This is a genomic window from Phenylobacterium sp. LH3H17 (assembly GCF_024298925.1).
Taxonomy (GTDB): domain Bacteria; phylum Pseudomonadota; class Alphaproteobacteria; order Caulobacterales; family Caulobacteraceae; genus Phenylobacterium.
Genome location: NZ_CP101283.1, coordinates 262,145 through 284,725, shown reverse-complemented (window position 1 = coordinate 284,725; position 22,581 = coordinate 262,145). Strand labels below are relative to the sequence as shown.

The following is a 22,581-nucleotide window of genomic DNA, read 5'->3' as shown; positions in this document are numbered from 1 at the left end:
ACCTCAACTCTGGGCAAACGCGAGGGCCGACCATAGCCTCGTCGCCGTCCATTGCGAAAGCGTAAGCCCCAAGCCGTGCGCCTGGCTGTATAGTGGCGCCGTGAGCCTGCCCGACGCCCAGACCCGCCCCGCCCTGTTCCTCGACCGAGACGGGGTGCTCAACAAGGACCCCGGCTATGTCCACCGCTGGGAGGATTTCCATTGGATTCCCGGCGCGCGGGACGCCGTCGCCGCCTTCAACCGCGCGGGCTGGTGGGTGTTCGTGGTGACCAATCAGTCGGGGGTGGGGCGCGGCTACTATGGCGAGGACGACGTGGTCGCCCTGCACGCCAGGATGTCGGAGAGCCTGGCAGAGGCCGGCGGCCACATCGACGCCTTCTACTATTGCCCGCAGCATCCGGACGCGACCGTGGAGGCCTATCGCCACCCCGATCCGCCGGACCGCAAGCCCAATCCCGGCATGATCCTGCGCGCCCTGCGCGAGCATCCTGTCGACGTCGCTCGCTCGATCATGGTCGGCGACAAGGACGCTGACATGGAGGCCGCCCGTCGGGCGGGCATCCGCGGACTCAAGTTCCCGAGCGACAACCTGATGGACTTCCTGGAGAAGGAACTGGTTCCGGCATGATCGAGGTGAAGGACGTCGTCTACGACTACCCATCGGCGCGGGCGCTGCATGGGGTGTCGTTCAAGGTCGAGGCGGGCGCTGTCCTGGCCATGGTCGGCCCAAACGGAGCGGGCAAGACCACCCTGCTGCGCTGCATGGCGGCGCTCGACAACGCCACCGAGGGGACGATCTCCATCGGTGGGCTCGACACCCGCGACGACCCGCGCGGCGTCCACGGGACCATTGGGTACCTGCCGGACTTCTTCGGCCTCTACGAAGACCTGTCGGTGCGTCGCGCGCTCACCTACGCCGCCCGCTCGCGGGGGGTTTCCGAAGCCGCCACGCCGCACGCCGTCGAGCAGGCCGCCTCCCGGGTCCAGCTCACCGACCGGCTAGAGATGCGGGCCGGGGAGCTGTCGCGCGGCCTAAAGCAGCGCCTGGCCATCGGCCAGACCATCGTCCACCAGCCCCGGGTCCTGCTGCTGGACGAGCCCGCCGCGGGCCTGGATCCCGAGGCGCGCCGGGCGCTCTCCGACCTCATCCTTCGGCTCTCTCGCGAGGGCATGACCATCGTGGTCTCCTCGCACATCCTTTCCGAGCTGGAGGACTATTCCACCCAGATGCTGATGATCCGCGACGGCCGGGTGGCCGGCGGCGGGGTGGTCGCGGCCGGCGCCGGCGTGCGCGATGGAACCCGGATCAGCGTCACCTTCGTGGGCCCGCCCGCCGACCTCGACAAGGTGCTGGCGAAGCTCGACATCGCGCTGGAGCGCCGCGACGGCGACAGCGCCATCCTGCTGGCCGCCAACGGCGACGACGACGCTGCGGTGCTGGCCAAGCTGGTCGGCGCGGGGCTGAAGGTCTCGGCCTTCCAGCCCACCCGCCGGACCCTGGAAGACGCCTACCTCGCCGAGGCCCAGTCATGAACCCGGAATTCCAGCGCAATATCTGGCTCGAATCGGCGCCCCGCCGCGTGGCCTGGGCCGTGGTCGTCCTGCTGATGATCTATGGCGCGGCGATCATGGTCCTCCGCACCAATCCCTATGGCGCCCTCACCGGCCTGGGCGGGGTCGGCGCGGTGGTCTTCGTGGCCTGCGGGATGATCTGGGGCGCGCGCGCCACGGGGGGCTCGATCCTCAACGAGATCGCCGACCGAACCTGGGACTTCCAGCGGCTCTCGGCGCTGGATCCCTGGTCGATGACCTGGGGCAAGCTCCTGGGCAGCGCCAGTCTGGCCTGGATCTGCGCGCTCACCGGCCTGTTGCTGATGGCCGCGGCCAGCCTGCAGCGGGGCGAGCCGGGCGCGGTCTCGACCCTGGTCTTCCTGATAGCCCTGGCGGTGCTGCTGCAGGCGATCTCCATGGGCGCGGCCCTGATCGGGGTGCGCAAGGCCCGGGCCGAAGGCCGAACCGCGCGCGCCGGCGGCGTGCTGGGCGGGTTGATCGTCGGCGGCGTCCTGCTGTCCTGGGTCGCCGGCTCGGCCGGCTTCCAGCGCGGGGCGGGGCTGGAGGGCTTCGGCGCCATGCTGGGCGCCAAGGGCCTCATCGACTGGGGCGGTCGATACTGGTCCGCCGACGCCTTCCGGGCCGTGTCGGTGACGCTGTTCGCCGCCTGGGCGGTGATCGGGGCCTGGCGGCTCATGCGGCTGGAACTGCAGATGCGCAACGGTCCCGTCGTCTGGCCGGCCTTCCTGGTCTTCCTGGCCGTGTTCGCCGGCGGCTTCGCCTGGCGGGACGGCGGGCTTTCCGGAGCCCTGACCACCGGCGCCCTAGTCGTGGCGCTCAGCGCCTATGCCGCGGCCTTCGCCGAGCCCGCCGACCGGGTGCGGATGCGCCAGTTCCGCCACCACGCCCTGGCCGGAGACTTCGCCCGCGCGGCCCCGCTGGCGCCCGCGCCCCTGGCCCCACTGGTCCTGGCCGCCCTGCTGGTCGTCGCCGCCCTGGCGGTCGGCGCCGGCAGCTTCGCGCGGCCGGGCCTGGCCCAGGCCGCGGCCCTGATCGCCTTCCTGCTGCGCGATCTGGGCGTCATCGCGCTCTGCCGACTGGGCGAGCGGCCGCAGCGCGGCGACTTCTCCGCCGTGGTGGCGTTGGCCGTGTTGTACGGGGTCGGCGGCGTCGTCGGCTGGTCGATCGACCGGGAGACCGGGGCGGCGCTCTTCGCCCCATTGAGCGCGGCGCCGATGCTGAGCCTGATCTCGGGCCTTGTGCAGGCGGCCATCGCCTGGGCCCTGGTCGTCCGCAGGCTGGGACCTAGCGTCCCTCCATCTGCGTCAGCATCCGTTCCAGCGTCGTAAGCTCGTCGGCCTCCCCGGCCGGCTTGTCCCAGCGGATACGGCTGATGCGCGGGAAGCGCATGGCCACGCCGGACTTGTGCCGGGTCGAGCGCTGCAGACCCTCGAAGGCCACCTCGAACACCAGGCCGAAATGGATCTCGGCCCGGACCGAGCGCACCGGGCCGAACCGCTCGACGGTGTTGTCGCGGACGAACTTGTCGATCTGCTTCAGCTCCTCGTCGGTGAAGCCGAAATAGGCCTTGCCGACCGGGGTGAGCGCCCGCTTGCCGTCGGGACCCTCCGTCCAGACCCCGAAGGTGTAGTCGGAATAGAAGCTGGAACGCTTGCCGTGGCCGCGCTGGGCGTACATCAGCACCGCGTCGATCAGGAACGGGTCGCGCTTCCACTTGAACCAAGGTCCCTTGGGCCGGCCGGCCTCGTAGATCGAGTCCCAGCGCTTGAGCATCAGGCCCTCGGCGATCTGCGGGTCGCCCGGCGGCGGCTCGCGGCGCAGATCGGTGAGCTGGGCCCAGGTCTCGAAGGGCTGCATCGGCGAGAGGTCGATCCGCGAGGTCTGGAGCCGGCCCACGAAGACCTCCAGCCGCTTGCGCCGCTCCGCGAAGGGCAGGACGCGGGTGTCCTCGGCCCCGTCGGCCAGCAGGTCATAGGCGCGGATACCGGCCGGGAAGTTCAGCAGCATCTTGGCGTCCACGGTCTTGCGGTTCAGCCGCTGCTGCAGGTCGCCGAAGCTCGCGACTGTCCCCTCGCGCATCACCAGCAGCTCTCCGTCCAACGCGCCCTCGAATTCCAGGGCGTCCAGCACGTCAGGGAAGGTCCTGGAGATGTCGTCGCCATTGCGGGTGTAGAGCCGGCGCACCCCCGCCTCGTTCACCGCCTGGACCCGGATGCCGTCCCACTTCCATTCGGCGGCGTAGTCGGCGGGATCGAGCTTGCCGAAGTCGACGGCCTCGTCGATGGCCTGGGCCAGCATCACCGGCCGGAAGCGGCCAGGCGCCACGGCTGAGGGCCGGTCCGAGCGGCCCTCCAGCCAGGCGAACAGGTCCTCATAGGGCGGGTGCAGGGCGTGCCAGACCTCCTCGATCTGGGCCACTTCCACCTGGCCCAGGTCGGCTGCGGCCTGCTTGGCCATCCGGGCGGAAACCCCGACGCGCAGGCCACCGGTCATCAGCTTCAGCAGCGCCCAGCGGCCGGTGGGCTCCAGTCCGTCCAGCCAGGCCTCGATCAGCCGCTGGACCTCGGTCCGCGAGGCGCCGCGCAGGGCGTCGACCACCTCCGAGAGTTCGGGCTCGCGGTTGGCGCCCGGCCGCGCGGGCCAGACCAGGGCCACGGTCTCGGCCAGGTCGCCCACATAGTCGTAGGACCAGCGGAACAGGGTGGGATCCATCCGCTCTTCCACCGCCTTGCGGATGAAGGCGGGCTTGGCGGCGTTGAAGCTGAGATCGCCGGTGAGCGCGGCCAGCGCCCAGCCCCGGTCGGGATCGGGCGTCTCGGCCAGGTAGTCGCGAACCAGGGTCAGCTTGGCGTTGCGCGACGCCGTCAGCGACAGTCGGTCCAGAAGCTCGGCGAAAGCGCGCATGGCGAGAGCTTAAGGCGCCCCGGGCGGCTTGGCCTCAACCCTCGCCGATCATGCCGCCTTCGCGGTCCGGCTGGCGCGGGGCGGGGGCGGCCTCATCGATCATGCCGGTCTCGGCCGGGGGCGGCTGTTCGGTGGATTTCAGGCCGCCCTCCTTCACGGGCTCCGGCGGCGGGGCGGGCTTGTTGCGCGGGTCGGTCATGGTGCGTCTCCCTTGCCGCCCCAACGCGGAGGGCGGTCCTCTGTTCCTAGTCCTCGGCCTCGTCGTCATAGCCGACCAGGGCGAGCGCCCGAGCCTTGATCCCGTGCAGCTCGGCCCAGCGGGCCAGGGCCTCCTCGCGGCCGTGGGTGATCCAGAGTTCGCCCGGGCGAATCTCGTCCACCGTGGCGGTGAGCTCGTCCCAGTCGGCATGGTCGGAGATCACCAGGGGCAGCTCGACGCCGCGCTGGCGGGCGCGGGCGCGGATCTGCATCCAGCCCGAGGCGAAGGCGCCGACCGGATCGGGGAACCGCCGCGACCAGCGGTCGGCGATGGCCGAGGGCGGAGCGATGATGATGGCGCCGGCGAAGTCCTGCCTGGTGGTTGAGGTGGCGGGGGCCAGCGGCCCCAGGGGAATGCCGTGGGCCTCATAGAGCCGGTTCAACCGCTCCAGGGCGCCGTGGACGTAGATCGTCTTGTCCCAGCCCGCCTCGCGCAGCAGGCGGATCACCCTCTGCGCCTTGCCCAGGGCATAGGCCCCGACCAGGTGCGCGCGCTCGGGAAACTGGGCGACCGAGCGCAGCAGGCGGGCGATCTCGCCCCGGTCGTCGGGATGACGGAATACGGGCAGGCCGAAGGTGGCCTCGGAGATGAAGACGTCGCAGGGGACCGGCTCGAAGGCCGGGCAGGTCGGATCGCGGCGGCGCTTGTAGTCGCCCGAGACCACCATGGTCAGGCCTTTCCAGCGCACCACCGCCTGGGCTGAGCCGAGAACGTGCCCGGCCGGGACCAGGGTCACCTCGACCTCGTCGCGAGCGATGGTCTCGCCGTAGGCGGCGGCCTGGGTCTCGTAGGCGAAGTCCTCTCCATAGCGCTCGGCCATGATGGCGAGGGTCTGCGGCGTGGCCAGCACCCGCTCGTGGCCCGCCCGCGCATGATCGGCATGGCCGTGGGTGATCACCGCGCGCGCCACCGGCCGCACGGGGTCGATGTAGAAGTCGCCGGGCGCGCAATAGAGCCCCTCGGGCCGGGGGCAGAGCAGGGCTTCGGGCTTGATCATCCTTGGCGATATGGGGGCTGGTCTGACTTCAGGAACATTACAGAGTATTCATATTGTGAAAAAGGGGTCATGACTAAGACTTAACGAGTATTCGGAAGAGAAGTTTCATATACCCCTCTCATCGGGTTGCGGTTGTCGCGGCCCAAGGAAAAAGAGGGACACCACCATGCACAAGACCTCCGCCTTCAACGGCCTCGCCAACCTCGTCCTCGCCGCCACCCCGCTGCTGGCCGTCGCGCTCGCCGTCTACACCCAAGCCTTCACCGCCGTCTAAGGCGCGGTCGGTTGAATAACGATCAGGAGACGGAGGCGCTCCGCGGCCGATAGGTCCAAGGCCGCCTCCGTCCAGATCGAAGCCTCAGAACTCCTTCGTCACCAGAACACGGAACCGCCGCGGCGCGGTATAGGCGAGGGTCTCGGCCGGACTGGCCGAGTAGCCGTAGTCATCCAGGACATTCAACGCCTGAACCCGCAGGGTGGCCCTGCCCGGAAGGCGATATCTCAAGCCAAGATCCAGCGTCGTATCCGCCGCAAGCATGGGCTGGACGCCGCCGGCCGCGCTCCGATACGGCCGCCGCCCCACATGCTCCAGGCCCGTGTCCAGCGACAGGCCCGGCATGGCGCGAACCACATAGTTGAGATTGGCCACGGCGCGGAACCGCTCCACGCCCACCGGCCGCCCGCCGGAGAGCCCATCGCGGGTCGGATCCAGCACATAGCCCCCCACCACCACCGACAGCGCCTCGCTCAGCCGTCCGGCCAGCGAGGCCTCCACGCCACGATGGCGGACCACGCCGATCAGGCCGTAGGCATTGGTGGCCGTATCCAGGCCGGCATAGGGCTTCTCGGTCTCGAACGCCGCCACCACCAGCCGCATGCCCGCCGACACGGCGTAGCGCATCCCGGCCTCCACCTGGCGCACGCGGATGGCCGGCAGCAGCTCGTTGCGGTTGGCGGCCGAGGCCGGGGCCGTGCCCGCCTCTTCCAGGCCCCGGCTGACGCCGCCGTACAGATCGAGCCGATCGGTGACCCGATAGGCGCCGGCCAGGTTATAGAGCCAGGGGGTGGCGGTGCGGGCGCTGCGCAGGCCGTCGGCGGCGATCGAGGTCTTGTCGTAGTCGGTGCGCAGCAACCCGGCATTGACGGTCAGCGCGTCGCGCCAGTCGAGTCGGTAGGACAGACCCAGGCCCCATTGGTCGACCTCGCTGGTGGCGTTGGCCCGGGCCGCGGAGAGGTCCGGCGCGGCCACCGGGCGAAGGCGACCGCCCAGGGAGACTGTCCCCAGGTCGACGATCCGATCGCCGCCGAAGCGGCTGTCGGAGAGCCGTCCGCGGCCGATCAGGGTCAGGCGGTGGCGGGTATCCTCCCACCGGCCGCCCCAGGCCAGCCGCGCCTCGCCCGACCAGGCCGAGGCTTCCTGCGCCGGGGAGACAAAGGCCACCCCCCGGGCCGTCAGGTCGCCGTCCAGGCCGCGATAGAGATGGGCCACGGCCCGGCTGGGATCCTCCTGAGAGAAGGCCCCCGTCAGGCCCAGGCTCCACGCCTCCGACAGGGGGGCCTGGACCATGACCCCCAGGATTCGCCGCTGGCCGCGCTCGACCGCCCAGTCCTGGACGGCGCGCGCACCGCGTTCCGGCCGCGGCGGATGCGCGCCATCGGCGACGGTGAATCGATAGAGGCCGCCGCGCTCATAATCGTACTCGCCGCCGAACACCTGTAGCCGCACGGCGCCCAGCGACACCCGCGCCGTCCCGCCCAGCAGCATGGAGCGGCCCGACGGACCGCCCTGGCCGTTGTCGTTGTCGAACACGACCCCCAGGCCCAGGGCCCCGGAATGTCGGTCGCGCCCGTCGCCGTGTTTCAGGAGCAGGTCGGCATAGGGCTGCTCGTATTCGTCCAGGCCCAGGGTGAGGTAGCTCGCCTCCCCGGGCTTGGGGTCGCGGATCTTGTAGTCCACCACCCCCGAGGGACCCGGCAGGTCGATGGCCAGGGCGTTGAGGCCGATCCGTACCGTGGTCGACTCGATGAAAAAGCTGCTCACCCCGGAGCTCTTGACGAAATAGCCGCCATTGACCCGGTAGTTGCCCGCCGCCTCCAGGCTAAAGCCCCGCACCGCCGTGGCGTCATAGATCCCGACCGCCTCATCTCCGGCGATGAAGCCGAAAGCGTCGTCGGCGCCGACCACCGCATTGGCGGTGGCCTGGCCGAACGCCGGCCCGGCCAGGCAGGCGACCGCCAGGGAGACGGAGACGGAAAGGAATGGACGCATGACAAGGGGGCTCCACAAGACGCGCGACCGCCGCGCGGGCCGTGGATGACCTGGAGCCTGACCGTCCGACACTCCGTTTCTTGTGCGGGAATTCGAAGCCCGCCTTCCGCTCCGTCACATTGACCGCACAGGGCCGGCGCCGCACCTTGCAGGATGACCGCAATCCCAGAAGCGTTTCGCCAGCAGGCCCGGAACATGGTGCAGTCGGTGCCCCAGGCCGCCGCGCTGGGCTTCGAACTCATCTCGGTGGAGCCCGGGCACGGCGCCATCTTCGCCCCCTGGCGCGAGGACCTGGTGGGCGACCCCGACACCGGCGTCATCGCCGGAGGCGTGGTCACCGCCCTGCTCGACCATTGCTGCGGCCTGGCGATCACGTCCTCGATGATGGGCAATGTCGCTGCCTTCTCGACCGCGACCCTCGACCTGCGCATCGACTATATGCGCCCCGCCGCGCCCCGCGCCGGCGTCACCGCCCAGGCTCACTGCTACAAGGTCACGCGGAGCATCGCCTTTGTGCGCGCCCAGGCCTTCGACACCGACCCGGCCGACCCTATCGCCACGGCCCAGGCGGCTTTCGTCCTGAAGCGCCCCGAAGAGCCGGCCAAGCCATGAGTGATCCCGCCGAACGCCTGCAGGCCTTCCTCGAGCGCGTGCCCTATGTGCGCTTCCTCGGCATGCGCGCCGAACTGGCCGGGGACGAGATGACCGCCATCCTGCCCTTCGCCCCGCACCTGATCGGCAACGTGATGATGCCGGCCCTGCACGGCGGGGTGATCGGCGCCTTCATGGAGATGGCCGCCCTCTCGCAACTCTCGCTCACCGCCCAGAGCCCGCGGGTCCACAAGACCATCGACGTCACCATCGAGTACCTGCGCCCCGGTAAGGCCCAGACCACCTACGCCCGCGCCGACGTGCGCAAGATCGGCCGCCAGATCGCCAACGTGCATGTGGAGGCCTGGCAGGAGGCCCGGGCCAAGCCGATCGCCGCCCTGCGCGGTCACTTCCTGCTGGCGGGCGAGTCCTAGGCCGCGGCCTCCGCGTTCTCGCGCTTGTTCATGGTCGCCTGGGCGGCCATGGCGATGTCCAGGATGGCGATGGCGGCGACGGTCGCCAGGGCCGCGATGGCGTAGTTCCGCCGCGGATTGTCGCGATCCACGGCGCGGGCCAGGGCGGTGATGTCCATGACGTCGCCGCCGACCCGCATCCAGAACCAGGGGCCAGGCTTGACGGGCGAGAGCAGGCCCGCGCCCGAAGCGATCTCCCGGGCCCCGAACGCGCTCATCGCCTCGTCCTCGAACTTCAGCCCGAAGAACTTCGACACCCGCTCGGGCGACGCCACGGCGACGAGCCCCAGCCCGATGGAAAACAGGCCCAAGGCGCGTTTGGCGATCAGCAGGTTCATCGGCGGCGTCCTCTCCAGTTCGGAGCAATGACGCCCAAGGCGGCGGTTGGGTTCCGGCCTAGAGACCCAGCGCCTTCCTCTGCGCCGCGATCTTGGCGAGCTCGGCTTCCGCCGCGGCCGTGGCGGCCGCGTCGCCCTTGCGCCTGGCGACCATAAGCTGGCCGGCGGCCTCCATCTCGCGCACCGGCAGCAGGTGGCTGTCGTCGGCGCGCTTGAAGGGCTTGGTCTGGATACGCTCGAGGATCTTGCGCTGGCGCTCGGCCTCGGGCCCCTCGCCGACGCCGTAGCTGAACATGAAGGCGTCGATCTTGGCCTTGAGCGTCGGGTCCAGGTCCTTGCGGCGGACCATCGGGTCCTCCGGGATGGTCGGCGAGGTCCAGATCACCTCGACATTCTTCAGGGTGTTGCGGGCCATGTCGGTCTCCATCATCCCCATCCGGTCCATGGAGGCGGTGTTGTTGGTGGCCGCGTCCAGCAGGCCCTGGGCCACCGAGAACAGATTGGCCTCGTGGTTGGCCGAGCGCAGGGTCTTAAAGCAGGCGTTGGGATCGATCCCCCGCGGCGAGAACAGGTAGGTCATGGGCGCGAGCGTGCCCGAGGTCGACTTGGCGTCGCCCATGCCGAAGTCCAGGCTCCTGTCGCAGGCCAGCAGTTTCTCCAGCGTGATCCCCGAGCCCTTCTTGACGATAATCACCGCCTGGTAGCCGTCCGGCCCGTTGGGCTTCACTGTGCGGGCGAAGACCTCGCCATTGGCCCGGCGCACCGCCTCCAGCCCCGACTGGTTGGTGAACCAGCCCACATCGGTCTGCCGGAAGCGCATGGCCTCGATCAGCGAGGTGTAGTTGGTGCCGAAGAACGGCTTCACCGGAATGCCGATCTGCTTCTCCATCTCCGCCAGGAACGGGCCCCAGTCGGCCATCATGGTCTGGCGGCCCTCGGTCGACATGATCGAGAAGTTCAGCACCGTGGGCGCCGCGGGCGTCTCTTCAGCCGGCTTCCCGCAGGCGGCCAGCGCCAGGGGAAGGGCCAGAACCATGCGCCTTGCGATCATCCGTGACTCCTCGATCTTGGCCCACAGCGGGCCAAAGCGTCAGTGTCGGCGGCTTGCGTGACACGCTCGCGACGGAGATGAGCCGAAAAGTCCGCTTGAGGCGAGGGGCTTAGGGCGTTAACGCCCGCCCATGTCCGTGACCAACGCCCTGCATGGCCTCTCCCACCAAGCCCGCGACGCCAAGAGCTGGCCCTTCGAGCAGGCCCGCCTGCTGCTCGACCGCATCCTGCGCCTGCGCCTGACCGACGGTGAACGCGACCTGGCCGCCAGCCTGATCGGCGAGGGCAAGGCCGCCGAGGCCGTGGCGACCTTCCCCGCCCTGCTGAAGCCGGTGGTCTTCGAGACCGGCTACGGTCCCTCGGGCCTGCCGCACCTGGGCACCTTCGGCGAGGTGGCCCGCACCACCATGGTGCGCGTCGCCTTCCGCGCCCTGACCGACGACGCCATCCCCACCCGGCTGATCGCCTTCAGCGACGACATGGACGGCCTGCGCAAGATCCCGCCCAACGTGCCGAACGGCGACGAGTTGGCCCTCGACCTCGACAAGCCGCTGACCGTGGTCCGCGACCCGTTCGGCACCCATGCCAGCTTCGGCGCGCACAACAACGCGCGCCTGTGCGCCTTCCTCGACGGCTTCGGCTTCGACTACGAGTTCGTCTCCTCCACCGACTGCTATCGCGGCGGTCGCTTCGACCCCACCCTGCTGACGGCGCTCGAGCGGTTCGACGCCATCCAGAAGATCATGCTGCCGTCCCTGGGCGAGGAGCGCCGCGCGACCTATTCGCCGTTCCTGCCGATCAGTCCCAGGACCGGCAAGGTGCTGCAGGTCCCGACCCTCGAGCGGAACCTCGAGCGGGGCGCGATCGTGTTCCGCGACGAGGACGGCGAACAGGTAGAGGTCCCGGTCACCGGCGGTGGCGTGAAGATGCAGTGGCGGCCCGACTGGGCGCTGCGCTGGACCGCGCTGGAGGTCGACTATGAAATGTCCGGCAAGGACCTGATCGACAGCGTCCGGCTCTCGAACCAGGTCTGCAAGGTGCTGGGCGGGACCCCGCCGGCCGGGTTCAACTACGAGCTCTTCATGGACGAGAACAACCAGAAGATCTCCAAGACCAAGGGCAACGGCCTGACCATGGAGGAGTGGCTGCGTTACGGCGCGCCGGAGAGCCTAGCCTACTACATGTACCAGTCGCCCAAGTCGGCGAAGCGGCTCTATTTCGACGTCATCCCCAAGGCGACGGACGAGTATCTGCAGCAGTTGGACGCCTATAACCGGGCCCGCGCCGAGGGCGCCAACGGGCCGGCCATCGACAATCCGGCCTGGCACGTCCACCACGGCGCGCCGCCGGAAAAGGGATCGCCGGTCAGCTTCTCCCTGCTCCTGAACCTGGTCTCGGCGGCGGACGCCTCGACCAAGGAGATCCTCTGGGGCTTCATCCGCAACTACATCCCGGGCGCGACCCCGGAGAGCGAGCCCCTGCTCGACCGGCTCAGCGACTTCGCGATCAACTACTACGAGGACTTCGTGAAGCCCTCGAAGCGGTTCCGTGAACCGGACGCCAAGGAACGCGCCGCGATGGCCGATCTGGTCGCCCGCTTCAAGGCCCTGCCGGTCGGCGCCGACGCCGAGGCGATCCAGAACGAGGTGTTCGAGGCTGGCAAGGCCGCGGGCTTCGAGCCGTTGCGCGGCTGGTTCCAGGCGCTCTACGAGGTGTTGCTGGGCCAGAGCCAGGGACCGCGCTTCGGCTCCTTCGCCGCCATCTTCGGCATCGATCGCACCGTGGCCCTGATCCAACGGGCCCTGGCCGGCGAATTGGTGGGCTAGGCGCGCCTCGCGGTCTGTCCATGCTATTGATCCGCGTCAGCGGAGGGGCCCGATGAGACTATTGCTCAACCTACTTTGGTTCATCCTCGGGGGCTGGATCTCCGGGACCCTGTGGCTGCTGGCCGGGGCGATCCTGGCGATCACCATCATGGGCCTGCCCTGGACGCCCGCGGCGTTCCGCATCGCCGGCTTCAGCTACTGGCCGTTCGGCAAGACCATCGTCGACCGCGACACGGGCGCGACAAGCCTGCTGCTGAACATCCTGTGGCTCGTCCTGGCGGGCTGGTGGCTGGCCCTGCATCACATCGTCCTGGCGGCCGGACTGGCGGTGACCATCATCGGCATCCCCTTCGCCTGGCAACACGTCAAGCTGGCGATCCTGTCCCTGACTCCGGTCGGCAAGACTGTCCTCGAGACCTGAACCGCCGGCCGTCACGCCCAGGTTACCGTCGATCACCTTGACGTAAACGGAAGGGTGGTTTTACAGTGTCAGGAATAGAAACACAGCGTCCAGGGAGGACGCCCATGCCCGCAGATTTGCGCCGGCCAAACCGCACCTTCACCATCCGCCAGCTCTGTCTGGAGTTCAAATGCACGCCCCGCGCCCTGCGGTTCTATGAGGACAAGGGCCTGCTGGCCCCGGCCCGCGACGGCATGAACCGGGTGTATTCCTACAAGGACCGCGCCCGGCTGCAGCTCATCCTGCGCGGCAAGCGGGTGGGCCTGGCCCTGGCCGAGATCGGCGAGATCCTCGACCTCTACGAGGTGGACGACGGCGGCGCGGCGCAGAACGCCAAGTCGCTGATGAAATTCCGCGAACGCATCGTCGCCCTCGAGGCCCAGCGCAACGACATCGACCAGGCGATCGAACAACTCCGCCACGGTTGTGACGCCCTGGAGCGGCAGCTGGCGGCCACCCGGCCCGACCTGCTGCCCCGCGCCGCCGATTACGACCAGGTGCTGCGCGAGCGGCTGGGCGATCTGGAACACGCCAAATAGGCTTCGACGCGTCGCCGCGGCAGGCTATCTGGAGGGCTCGCGGCGCGCCGCGAGCCCTTTCTCGTCCATCGGAGCGGACATGCCCTACCAGCCTCCCGTACGCGATCACGTCTTCCTGCTGCGCGACGTGCTGCAGCTCGAGACCTATTCCAACCTGCCGGGCTTCCAGGACGCGGCCATGGACGTGGTCGAGCAGATCATCGAGGAGGCCGGCCGCTTCACCGGCGAGGTGCTGGCTCCCCTGAACGCGGTGGGCGACAAGCAGGGCTGCACCTGGAACACCGACCACACGGTCACCACGCCGACCGGCTTCAAGGAGGCCTACGCCAAGCTGGTGGAGGGCGGCTGGCCGGCTCTGGGCGCCGAGCCCGCCTATGGCGGCCAGGGACTGCCACATGTTGTCAATCTGTCGTTCTCGGAGATGAGCTCCTCGGCCAACATGGCCTTCTCCATGTATCCGGGCCTGACCCACGGGGCCTATTCGGCGATCCTCAACGGCGGCTCCGACGACCAGAAGGACCTCTACCTGCCGAAGCTCGCCTCCGGTCAGTGGGGCGGGACCATGAACCTCACCGAGCCGCACTGCGGCACGGACCTGGGCCTGCTGCGCACCAAGGCGGTCCCGCAGGGCGACGGCAGCTACAAGATCTCGGGAACCAAGATCTGGATCTCGGGCGGCGAGCACGACATGGCCGAGAACATCGTCCACCTGGTCCTGGCCCGCATCGAGGGCGCGCCGGGCGGAACCCGCGGCATCAGCCTGTTCATCGTGCCCAAGTTCATTCCGGATGCGCACGGCAAGCCCGGCCCGCGCAACAGCGTCTATTGCGACGGCCTGGAAGAGAAGATGGGCATCCACGGCAACGCCACCTGCGTGATCCGCCACGAGGAGAGCACGGGCTGGCTGGTGGGCACGGAGAACCAGGGCCTGCGGCTGATGTTCGTGATGATGAACGAGGCCCGCATCGGGGTCGGCATGCAGGGCGTGGCCCAGGCCGAGGCCGCCTACCAGGCCGCCGCGGCCTTCGCCAAGGAGCGCCTGCAGGGCCGCTCGCTGACCGGGCCGAAGAACCCCGACGGCCCAGCCGATCCGATCATCGTCCACCCCGATGTGCGCCGCATGCTGATGGACAGCCGCGCCATCATCGAGGGCGGTCGCGCCTTCCTGTTCTGGACCGCCCTGCACGGCGATCTGGCCCATGCCAGCCCCGACGAGGCGGTGCGCCAGAAGGCCGGCGACTACATGGCGCTGATGACCCCCGTGGTGAAGGGCTACCTCACGGCCAAGGGCCTCGACGTCTGTTCCGACGCCGTCCAGATCCACGGCGGCTCGGGCTTCACCGAGCACTTCCCGGTCAGCCAGTACATGCGCGATGTCCGCATCGCCCTGATCTATGAGGGGACCAATGGGGTCCAGGCCCTGGACCTGGTGGGCCGCAAGCTGGCGGCGGACGGCGGCCGGGCGGTGATGAGCTTCTTCGCCGAGATCGACGCCTTCGTGGAGGCCAATCAAGCCGATGAGGCCCTCAAGCCCTTCACCGAAGGTCTGGCCGAGGCCAAGACCAAGCTGCAGGACGCCACCATGTGGCTGATGCAGAACGGGCTGATGAACCCCGACAACGCCGGGGCGGCGTCCACCGACTACATGCACCTATTCGGCCTGACGGCGCTCAGCTACATGTGGGCCCTGATCGCCAAGGCCGCTAACGCGAAGATCGCGGCGGGAGACAGCGATCCGTTCTACGCCAACAAGCTGGTGATCGGCCGCTACTTCAACCAGCGGATCCTGCCCGAGGCGGACGGTCACCTGGCCAAGCTCAAGACCGGGTCCGAACTGATGATGGCCTTGCCGGCGGAGGCCTTCTGATGGCGACTTACACCGCCGACATCGCCTGGGAATTGCGCGACGGCGAGGACTTCGCCAAGGGCCGCTACAGCCGCGGTCACGTCATCAGCTTCGACGGCGGCCTGATCGTTCCGGCCTCGGCCTCGCCCCATGTGGTGGGCAAGTGGGCGGTCCAGGAGGCGGTGGACCCGGAGGAGATGTTCGTCGCCGCGCTGTCCAACTGCCACATGCTGACCTTTCTCCATAAGGCGCGGCTGGCGGACTTCGTCGTCACCGCCTATCGCGACCACGCTTCGGGGATCATGGAAGAGATCGCGCCCGGCCGGATGGCGGTGACCAAGGTGACGCTCACGCCCCGTATCGAATGGGACGGCGCCGGGCCGGACGCAGCCGCGCTCGCCCACCTGCACCACGAGGCGCATGAGGAGTGCTTCATCGCCAATTCGGTGAAGACCGAGGTCACGGTGACCTAGTTGGGCTCGGCGGGGACGCCAGCAGCCTCGCCAGCCGATCGCGCAAGGCCGGTGCGTCCTTCAGATCGCACTCCCAGATCGTCTCGACCCGCCAGCCCCGGGCGCCCAGCGCCTCGACGGCCACCCCGTCGCGGGCCTTGTTTCGGGCCACCTTGCCGACCCAGTAGTCGCGATTGGCCTTGGGCACCCGCGACCCGCGCGCGCAGTCATGGCCGTGCCAGAAGCAGCCGTGGACGAAGATCGCCAGCCTGCGCCCCGGCATGACGATGTCCGGCGAGCCCGGTAGGTCCTTGCGGTTCAGCCGATAGCGGGCGCCGAGCGCCGTCAGGGCCTTGCGCACCAGCAGCTCGGGCGTGGTGTTCTTGCCCTTCACCCGGCGCATCACCGCCGAGCGCTTCTCCGGCGGATAGACGTCGGTCAAAGCCCGTCGAACAGCGCCGTCGACAGGTAGCGCTCGGCGAAGCTCGGGATGATGGCCACGACCAACTTGCCCCGGAACTCGTCGCGGCTGGCCAGGTCGAAGGCCGCCGTAAGCGCCGCGCCGGACGAGATGCCCACCGGGATACCTTCCTCGCGGGCGACCCGGCGGGCCATGGCGAAGCTGTCGTCGTTGGAGACCTGGATGATCTCGTCGATGATGCCGCGATCGAGGATCGAAGGCACGAACCCCGCCCCGATGCCCTGGATCTTGTGCGGCGCCGGCTGACCGCCGGACAGCACGGGCGAGGACTCGGGCTCGACGGCCACCATGCGCACCGAGGGCTTGCGGGCCTTCAGCACCTGGCCGACCCCGGTGATGGTGCCGCCGGTGCCGACCCCGGAGATCACCGCGTCGACGCGGCCATCGGTGTCGTTCCAGATCTCCTCGGCGGTGGAGACCCGGTGGATCAGCGGATTGGCCTCGTTGTCGAACTGCTGGGGCATGACCGCGCCAGGCGTGGCCTCGACGATCTCGCGGGCGCGGGCGACGGCGCCGGCCATTCCGCGTTCGGCCGGGGTGAGTTCGAGCTTGGCGCCCAGGATGATCAGCATCTTGCGGCGCTCGATCGACATGCTCTCGGGCATGACCAGGGTGATCGGATAGCCCTTGGCCGCGGCCACGAAGGCGAGCGCGATGCCGGTGTTGCCGCTGGTCGGCTCGACGATGGACCCGCCGGGCTTCAGGTGGCCCTTGGCCTCCATCCATTCGATCATCGAGACGCCGATCCGGTCCTTCACCGAGGCCAGCGGATTGAAGAACTCCAGCTTGGCGACCACCTCGCCCTTGGGCTTCAGCGCCGCGGTCAGCCGCGGCAGGCGGACCAGCGGGGTGTCGCCGATCAGATCGAGGACGGAGTCGAATATCTTGCCGCGCCCGGCGCGCTTATAGCGGGCGGCGTCATAGGTGGTGGATCCGGCGTCGGCCATGGGATGTCTCTGGCTGCAAGGGTCGATTGCCGGTGAACTTAGGCCCGTGGCCGGGATTTGGAAGCGCACTTCTTCTGGGGGTCGGCGGCAGAACGCCTATTCGGCCGCCATTACCTCATCGGCCCGCTTGAGCAGCGGCTCCAGGATCTCGGCGGCCAGCCAGGCCACCACCGGGACCACCACCCCGTCGCCCATGACATGCAGGGCCGAGGTGGCCGTGGATGGAATCCGATAGGTCTCCGGCAGGCCCATAAGCCGCGCGGCCTCCCGTCCCGTGACCAGGCGCGAGCGGACGCTGTCGCCCTCCACCACGATCAGGGTCTGGCGCGAGGAGCCGCCGCGCGGGGTGCGCAGGCAGCCGGCCAGGCCGTCGAACCGCGCCTCGGCCCGCTGGATCCGGACCCCGTCCTCGATCCGCATGCGTTTGAAGACCGCGCCGACCGAACGGACGCCGGTCGCCTGGACCGCCGCCAGCCGCCGCCGGTGCAGCGGCGACATCAGCTCGATCAGCCGCGCCGTGCGCGCCGTTCCGTGCCAGGCGACCGCCTCGTCCGGCTCCAGCACGCTGGCGAGGTCGGTGTTACGCGCCGCCGGCCCCTCCCCCCGCCACCAGATCCATCGGGCGGCGAGCTCGGGCGGCAACCGGGCGTGGGCGTCTCGCACCAACCGGGTCTGGAAGGGGCTGTCGCCGACGAGAAGATCCGGCGGGGCCTCCCTCGTGGCGACGACGAACACCCGCGGTCGCGACTGCGGGACGAAGCGTGCCGCGTCGATCTCCAGGACGCCGAAGCTGTAGCCCCGTTCCGCCAGGGCGGCGCAAAGGGCGGTGAAGTCCGCCCCGCCGTGCGAGGTGAGCAGGCCGCTGACGTTCTCGATCACCACGCAGCGCGGGGCGTCCGGCCCCAAGGCCTCGATCAGCCGCCAGAACCCGAAGAAGGCCGAGGACTTGCCGCCCGCCAACCCGGCCCGGCCGCCGGCCAGGCTGAAATCCTGGCAGGGCGAGGAAGCCCAGGCCAGGTCGGCGGCTCCCGGCAGGCGGGCCGGATCGATGTCCCAGACGTCGCCCTCGTGGAAATGCTCCGCCGCGTCGGCGAAATTGGCCCTGTAGGTCGCGGCCTTCACCGGATCGAAGTCGTTGGCGAAGGCGCAGGACCAGCGCGCGCCCAGGCCCAGCCGCGCCATGCCGCCGCCGGCGAAGAATTCCAGAAATGTTAGGGCGCTGTTCCGACTCATCGGGCAGGAGTCTAGCCTGCCCGCGCCGCCGCGAAAGGACTGCCGATGCGACATGGTCTCCCCTGGACGCTTGCCGGCGTACTGGCCGCCCTGATGCTGGCCGCCTGCCAGCCGCAGTCGCCGGACGGAAAGGCCGCGCCGCCGCCGGCCGACGCCCCTGAGGCGCCCGTAGCGCCGCAACCTCCCGAAGCGCCGGTTGAGCCCGCGACGAAGGAATTTACCGGCGACCTCGATGCGCGCGGCAATGAACCCTTCTGGGCCCTGGCGATCCGCCCCGACAAGATCACCTTCACCCGGCCCGACCCGGAGCCGCCGGTGGTGGTGGACAATCCCGGCGCCGGAGTCGACGACGGCCAGCACGCGGTGTGGTCGACCAACAAGGACGGCAAGACCTTCATGGTCAGCCTGGCGCAGGAAGAGTGCTCCGACGGCATGTCGGACCTGAAGTATCCCTATCTCGCCGTGGTCACCCTGGGCGACCAGACATTCAGAGGCTGCGCCTTCAAGACCGGTCAGCAGCCCCGCGAGGACGCCCAATGACGGCTCTCCGCCTTTGAGCCTCATTCGGAGAATGACGCTGGGGCGCCCTTGACCTGACCCCACAGTCGGGCGGCTAATTCTTCCAAGGAATTTGGGAGAGACGGCCATGGAACAGGCCTGGGACCTCGTGATCCGCGGCGGGACCGTGGTGGATGGTACGGGGACCGCCCCGTTCCGCGCCGACGTGGCGGTCAAGGACGGGCTGATCGCCCGGATCGGCGAGGTCGCCGGCCGCGGGGCCGAGGAGATCGACGCCACCGGCCGGATCGTCACCCCGGGCTTCGTCGACATCCACACCCACTATGACGGCCAGGCGACCTGGGACCACCACATGCAGCCCTCGGCCTGGCATGGGGTGACCACCGTGGTCATGGGCAATTGCGGCGTCGGCTTCGCCCCCTGCCGGCCCGAGGACCACGACCGGCTGATCCGCCTGATGGAAGGCGTCGAGGACATCCCCTTCCCGGTGCTGACCGAGGGCCTCCCCTGGAACTGGGAAAGCTTCCCCGACTACCTCGACTCGCTCGACCGGCGGTCCTTCGACGTGGACATCGGGACCCAGTTGCCCCACGCGGCGCTGCGGGTCTATGTGATGGGCGAGCGCGGGGCCAACCGCGAGGACGCCACGCCGGCCGACATCCACGCCATGGCCGCCATCGCCAAGCGGGCGGTGGAAGCCGGCGCCCTGGGCTTCTCCACCTCGCGGACGCTGAACCACCGCACCAGCGACGGCCAGCCGACCCCCACCCTGACCGCCTCGGAGGACGAGCTCGCCGGCATCGCCATGGGCCTGGCCGCCGCCGGCAAGGGGACCCTGCAGTTCGTCTCCGACTTCGCCGATCCCGAGGCCGAGTTCGCCATGCTGCGCCGGCTGGTGGAGCGCTCGGGCCGGCCGCTGTCCTTCTCGCTGGTGCAGAGCCCGCGCGATCCCGACCAGTGGAAGCTGCTGCTGGAGCGCCTGGCCGAGGCGTCGGCCGCCGGACTGGAGATGCGCGCCCAGGTCTGCGGCCGGCCGGTGGGGATCCTGTTCGGGTTCGAACTGACCCTCAATCCGTTCAGCGCCTATCCGACCTATCGCGACATCGCCACGCTGCCCCTGGCGCAGCGGATCGCACGACTGCGGGACCCCGACTTCCGCGCCCGGTTGTTGGCCGACGGCGCGCCCGGCGGGCCGGGTTTCGGGGCCAACATGACCCGCAACTGGCAGATCATGTTCCTGATGGGCGAGACCCCGGACTACGAGCAGACCGCCGACCGCACCATCGCCGCCCTGGCCGCCGCGCAGGGGACGACACCGGAGGAGCTGGCCCTGGACCACATGCTGTCCAATGACGGCAAGGGCATGCTCTACCTGCCGTTCCTCAACTACGCCAACGGCTCGCTGGACCCCAGCTACGCCATGCTGACCCATCCCGACACGGTGCCCGGCCTCTCGGACGGCGGCGCCCATGTGGGGATGATCTGCGACGGCTCCTTCCCGACCTCCAACCTCACCCACTGGACACGGGACCGCACGCGCGGCCCGAAGCTCAGCCTCGAGGCGATGATCCGTATGCAGACAAACGACACAGCCAAGGCCGTCGGCCTGTACGATCGCGGCCTGATCGCCGAGGGCTACCGGGCCGATCTCAATGTCATCGACTATGAGAACCTGACCCTCAAGGCGCCCGCCGTGGCCTACGACCTGCCGACCGGCGGTCGACGGCTGGTGCAGCGCGCCGACGGCTATGTGGCCACCATCGTCGCCGGCCAGGTCACCTATCGCGACGGCGAACCTACCGGCGCCCTGCCGGGCCGTCTGTTGCGCGGCGCGCGGGCAGCGCCCGTCGCCATGGCCGCGGAGTAGACCGGAGCGCGCCTTGCTGCGGAAATGCTGCGCAGCATGAGCTGCAGCAAAACGCAGCCGCGTCGCATTGCCTCTTCGCCTGCCGGGCGGCGCACGCCATATAGCGCCCTATGCCAGCCTCTCGCCTAGATGAGGCGCGGGAGATCCTGCGCCGCACCTTCGGACATGCCGAATTCCGTGGCCGCCAGGCCGAGGTGATCGCCGAGATCCTGGGCGGGCGCAGCGCCATGGCCGTGCTCCCCACTGGCGGCGGCAAGAGCGTCTGCTATCAGATCCCCGCCATGATGCGCCCGGGCCTGGGCCTGGTGGTCTCGCCGCTGATCGCGCTGATGGCCGATCAGGTGGCCGGGCTGCAGCAATCGGGCGTCTCCGCCGCGCGGCTGGATTCCACCGGCGAGGCCTGGGAGCGGGCCGACACCTGGGAGAAGATCGAGGCCGGGACGCTGGACCTGCTCTACATCTCCCCCGAGGGCCTGATGCAGCCCTCCATGCTGGAGCGGCTGTCGCGTACGCCGCTGGCGCTGATCGCCATCGACGAGGCCCACTGCGTCAGCCAGTGGGGCCATGACTTCCGGCCCGAGTACCGGATGCTGGGGCGGCTGGCCGACATCTTCCCGAAGGTTCCGCGCCTGGCGGTCACCGCGACCGCCGACGCCCGGACCCGCGACGACATCCGTGCCGAGCTGAAGCTGGAGGAGTCGGCCGAGTTCGTGGCCTCCTTCGCCCGGCCGGAGCTGGCTCTGTCGGCCGAGCGCAAGCGCGGTAACGCCCACAAGCGGGTGGCCGAGCTGGTGGCCGCCCGCCCCGACCGTTCGGGTGTGATCTATGCCGGCTCCCGCGACGGGACCGAGAAGCTGGCCGAACTGCTGCGGAGCGAGGGCGTTCCGGCCCACGCCTATCACGCCGGCCTGGAGAAGGGCCTGCGCGCCCAGCGGCTGGAGACCTTCCTGGAGGCCGACGCCGCGGTGATGGTGGCGACCATCGCCTTCGGCATGGGGGTGGACAAGCCCGACGTCCGCTACGTGATCCACGCCGATCCGCCGGCCTCCATCGAGGCCTATTGGCAGGAGATCGGCCGCGCCGGCCGCGACGGAGACCCGGCCGAAGGCATCACCCTCTACGGCGCCTCCGACATGGCCTGGGCCTATCGGCGGATCGACGGGCGCGAGGTCGACGACGGGGTCAAGCAGGTCCAGAGCCGCAAGGTGCGCCAGCTCTATACGATGCTGGACGGGACAACCTGCCGCGCCGCCGGGGTTCGGCGCTATTTCGGCGAGGAGGGGGTGGACGCCTGCGGCGTCTGCGACCTCTGCCTGGGAACCGTCGAGACCATCGACGCCACCGAGGCCGCGCAGAAGGCCCTGTCGGCGGCGCACCGCATGGGCGGCCGGTTCGGGCGGGGGCGCCTGGTCGAGCACCTGTTGGGCAAGACCAAGGAGCCCTCCAGCTTCGAGGCCGGCCTCACCACCTTCGGGATCGGTAAGGAGTTCAGCCCCACCGGCTGGCGCGACCTGATCGATCAGCTGCTGTTCGACGGGCTGCTGCGCGAGGACCCCAATGACGGCCGCCCCCTGGTGGGGCTGGGCGACATCGAGGGGGTCAAGGCGGTCTATCGCGGCGAGCGCCGGGTGGCCCTGCGCCAGGGGCTGGAGGAACACGACCCCACCACCAGGTCGGGCAAGCCGCGCAAGAAGACCCGCGCCTCAAGCGCGGCCACCGCCATCGGCCCGCACGACCAGCCGCTGTTCGAAGCCCTGCGCGCCTGGCGCCGCGACGAGGCCCACCGCCAGCACCTTCCGCCCTATGTGATCTTCCACGACCGCACCCTGGCCGAGATCGCGGTGAAGAAGCCCGGCGGCCTCGCCACCCTTGCGGCCATCAACGGGGTCGGCGAGGGCAAGCTGGAACGCTACGGCGAGGCGGTCCTCGCCGTGCTGCGGGGCATGGACGCCTAAGGT

Annotated in this window: 22 protein-coding genes; 13 read left to right on the top strand and 9 right to left on the bottom strand. The window is 69.7% G+C overall.

Annotated elements, in window-relative coordinates; translation table 11 throughout:
• Positions 1-100: 100 nt before the first annotated feature.
• From M9M90_RS01405 to M9M90_RS01395, 3 genes are read left to right on the top strand one after another with little or no spacing between them, the layout of a single operon-like run.
• Positions 101-628 carry an HAD-IIIA family hydrolase gene (locus M9M90_RS01405; protein ID WP_254835380.1) on the top strand — a complete coding sequence of 176 codons (528 nt, stop codon included), beginning with the start codon at positions 101-103 and terminating at the stop codon, positions 626-628.
• Positions 625-1,533 carry an ABC transporter ATP-binding protein gene (locus tag M9M90_RS01400; RefSeq protein ID WP_254835379.1) on the top strand — a complete coding sequence of 303 codons (909 nt, stop codon included), beginning with the start codon at positions 625-627 and terminating at the stop codon, positions 1,531-1,533. The genes M9M90_RS01405 and M9M90_RS01400 overlap by 4 nt, the downstream gene beginning before the upstream one ends.
• Entirely contained in the window at positions 1,530-2,900 is a 1,371-nt protein-coding gene (locus M9M90_RS01395; protein ID WP_254835378.1) for an ABC transporter permease, read from the top strand. Before M9M90_RS01400 ends, M9M90_RS01395 begins: the two co-directional genes overlap by 4 nt.
• Here M9M90_RS01395 and M9M90_RS01390 read toward each other — a convergent pair.
• From M9M90_RS01390 to M9M90_RS01375, 4 genes are all read right to left on the bottom strand, one after another.
• Positions 2,857-4,476, bottom strand: a complete 1,620-nt coding sequence (locus tag M9M90_RS01390) for a cisplatin damage response ATP-dependent DNA ligase (RefSeq protein WP_254835377.1) — start codon at positions 4,474-4,476, stop codon at positions 2,857-2,859. The genes M9M90_RS01395 and M9M90_RS01390 overlap by 44 nt on opposite strands.
• Before the next feature lie 34 nt (positions 4,477-4,510).
• On the bottom strand, positions 4,511-4,675 hold the full coding sequence (locus M9M90_RS01385) for a hypothetical protein (RefSeq protein WP_254835376.1): 165 nt from the start codon (positions 4,673-4,675) through the stop codon (positions 4,511-4,513).
• 46 nt (positions 4,676-4,721) lie between these two features.
• Entirely contained in the window at positions 4,722-5,732 is a 1,011-nt protein-coding gene (locus M9M90_RS01380; RefSeq protein WP_254835375.1) for a ligase-associated DNA damage response exonuclease, read from the bottom strand.
• Positions 5,733-6,090: 358 nt separating this feature from the next.
• Positions 6,091-8,001: a TonB-dependent receptor domain-containing protein gene (locus M9M90_RS01375; RefSeq protein ID WP_254835374.1), complete on the bottom strand. Its 1,911-nt coding sequence runs from the start codon at positions 7,999-8,001 to the stop codon at positions 6,091-6,093.
• Positions 8,002-8,196: 195 nt separating this feature from the next.
• Here M9M90_RS01375 and M9M90_RS01370 point away from each other — a divergent pair, with 195 nt between their 5' ends.
• Both M9M90_RS01370 and M9M90_RS01365 read left to right on the top strand, forming a co-directional pair.
• Entirely contained in the window at positions 8,197-8,613 is a 417-nt protein-coding gene (locus M9M90_RS01370; protein WP_371876891.1) for a PaaI family thioesterase, read from the top strand.
• Positions 8,610-9,026, top strand: a complete 417-nt coding sequence (locus tag M9M90_RS01365; protein WP_254835372.1) for a PaaI family thioesterase — start codon at positions 8,610-8,612, stop codon at positions 9,024-9,026. The genes M9M90_RS01370 and M9M90_RS01365 overlap by 4 nt, the downstream gene beginning before the upstream one ends.
• Here M9M90_RS01365 and M9M90_RS01360 read toward each other — a convergent pair.
• Both M9M90_RS01360 and phnD read right to left on the bottom strand, forming a co-directional pair.
• Positions 9,023-9,403: a hypothetical protein gene (locus M9M90_RS01360; protein ID WP_254835371.1), complete on the bottom strand. Its 381-nt coding sequence runs from the start codon at positions 9,401-9,403 to the stop codon at positions 9,023-9,025. The genes M9M90_RS01365 and M9M90_RS01360 overlap by 4 nt on opposite strands.
• Positions 9,404-9,461: 58 nt before the next feature.
• Complete coding sequence (gene phnD, locus M9M90_RS01355) at positions 9,462-10,454, bottom strand: phosphate/phosphite/phosphonate ABC transporter substrate-binding protein (RefSeq protein WP_254835370.1); 993 nt, start codon at positions 10,452-10,454, stop codon at positions 9,462-9,464.
• Positions 10,455-10,584: 130 nt separating this feature from the next.
• Between phnD and M9M90_RS01350 the strand changes: the two genes are divergently transcribed.
• The 5 genes from M9M90_RS01350 to M9M90_RS01330 all read left to right on the top strand — a co-directional run bounded on the left by M9M90_RS01350 (position 10,585) and on the right by M9M90_RS01330 (position 15,597).
• The gene (locus M9M90_RS01350; RefSeq protein ID WP_254835369.1) at positions 10,585-12,279 is read left to right on the top strand and encodes a lysine--tRNA ligase; all 1,695 of its coding nucleotides are present in this window, start codon (positions 10,585-10,587) and stop codon (positions 12,277-12,279) included.
• Positions 12,280-12,331: 52 nt separating this feature from the next.
• Entirely contained in the window at positions 12,332-12,700 is a 369-nt protein-coding gene (locus M9M90_RS01345; protein ID WP_254835368.1) for a YccF domain-containing protein, read from the top strand.
• A 104-nt stretch (positions 12,701-12,804) separates the two neighbouring features.
• Positions 12,805-13,278 (top strand): MerR family DNA-binding transcriptional regulator, encoded by a 474-nt coding sequence (locus M9M90_RS01340; protein ID WP_254835367.1) that lies wholly within the window; start codon positions 12,805-12,807, stop codon positions 13,276-13,278.
• 79 nt (positions 13,279-13,357) lie between these two features.
• A complete protein-coding gene (locus M9M90_RS01335; RefSeq protein WP_254835366.1) occupies positions 13,358-15,145 on the top strand; it encodes an acyl-CoA dehydrogenase C-terminal domain-containing protein in 1,788 nt (595 codons plus the stop codon).
• The gene (locus tag M9M90_RS01330) at positions 15,145-15,597 is read left to right on the top strand and encodes an OsmC family protein (protein WP_254835365.1); all 453 of its coding nucleotides are present in this window, start codon (positions 15,145-15,147) and stop codon (positions 15,595-15,597) included. Before M9M90_RS01335 ends, M9M90_RS01330 begins: the two co-directional genes overlap by 1 nt.
• Here the strand turns inward: M9M90_RS01330 and M9M90_RS01325 are convergent.
• The 3 genes from M9M90_RS01325 to M9M90_RS01315 all read right to left on the bottom strand — a co-directional run bounded on the left by M9M90_RS01325 (position 15,584) and on the right by M9M90_RS01315 (position 18,237).
• Complete coding sequence (locus M9M90_RS01325; RefSeq protein ID WP_254835364.1) at positions 15,584-16,018, bottom strand: very short patch repair endonuclease; 435 nt, start codon at positions 16,016-16,018, stop codon at positions 15,584-15,586. The two genes, M9M90_RS01330 and M9M90_RS01325, sit on opposite strands and share 14 nt — an antisense overlap.
• Positions 16,015-17,004, bottom strand: a complete 990-nt coding sequence (gene cysK / locus M9M90_RS01320; RefSeq protein ID WP_254835363.1) for a cysteine synthase A — start codon at positions 17,002-17,004, stop codon at positions 16,015-16,017. The genes M9M90_RS01325 and cysK overlap by 4 nt, the downstream gene beginning before the upstream one ends.
• A gap of 96 nt (positions 17,005-17,100) precedes the next feature.
• On the bottom strand, positions 17,101-18,237 hold the full coding sequence (locus M9M90_RS01315) for a DNA cytosine methyltransferase (protein WP_254835362.1): 1,137 nt from the start codon (positions 18,235-18,237) through the stop codon (positions 17,101-17,103).
• Positions 18,238-18,282: 45 nt separating this feature from the next.
• On the opposite strand from M9M90_RS01315, the gene M9M90_RS01310 reads away from it, so the two are divergent.
• From M9M90_RS01310 to recQ, 3 genes are all read left to right on the top strand, one after another.
• Complete coding sequence (locus M9M90_RS01310; protein WP_254835361.1) at positions 18,283-18,777, top strand: COG3650 family protein; 495 nt, start codon at positions 18,283-18,285, stop codon at positions 18,775-18,777.
• 106 nt (positions 18,778-18,883) lie between these two features.
• Positions 18,884-20,623: an amidohydrolase family protein gene (locus M9M90_RS01305; RefSeq protein WP_254835360.1), complete on the top strand. Its 1,740-nt coding sequence runs from the start codon at positions 18,884-18,886 to the stop codon at positions 20,621-20,623.
• Between the two features lie 110 nt (positions 20,624-20,733).
• Entirely contained in the window at positions 20,734-22,578 is a 1,845-nt protein-coding gene (gene recQ / locus M9M90_RS01300; protein ID WP_254835359.1) for a DNA helicase RecQ, read from the top strand.
• Positions 22,579-22,581: the final 3 nt, after the last annotated feature.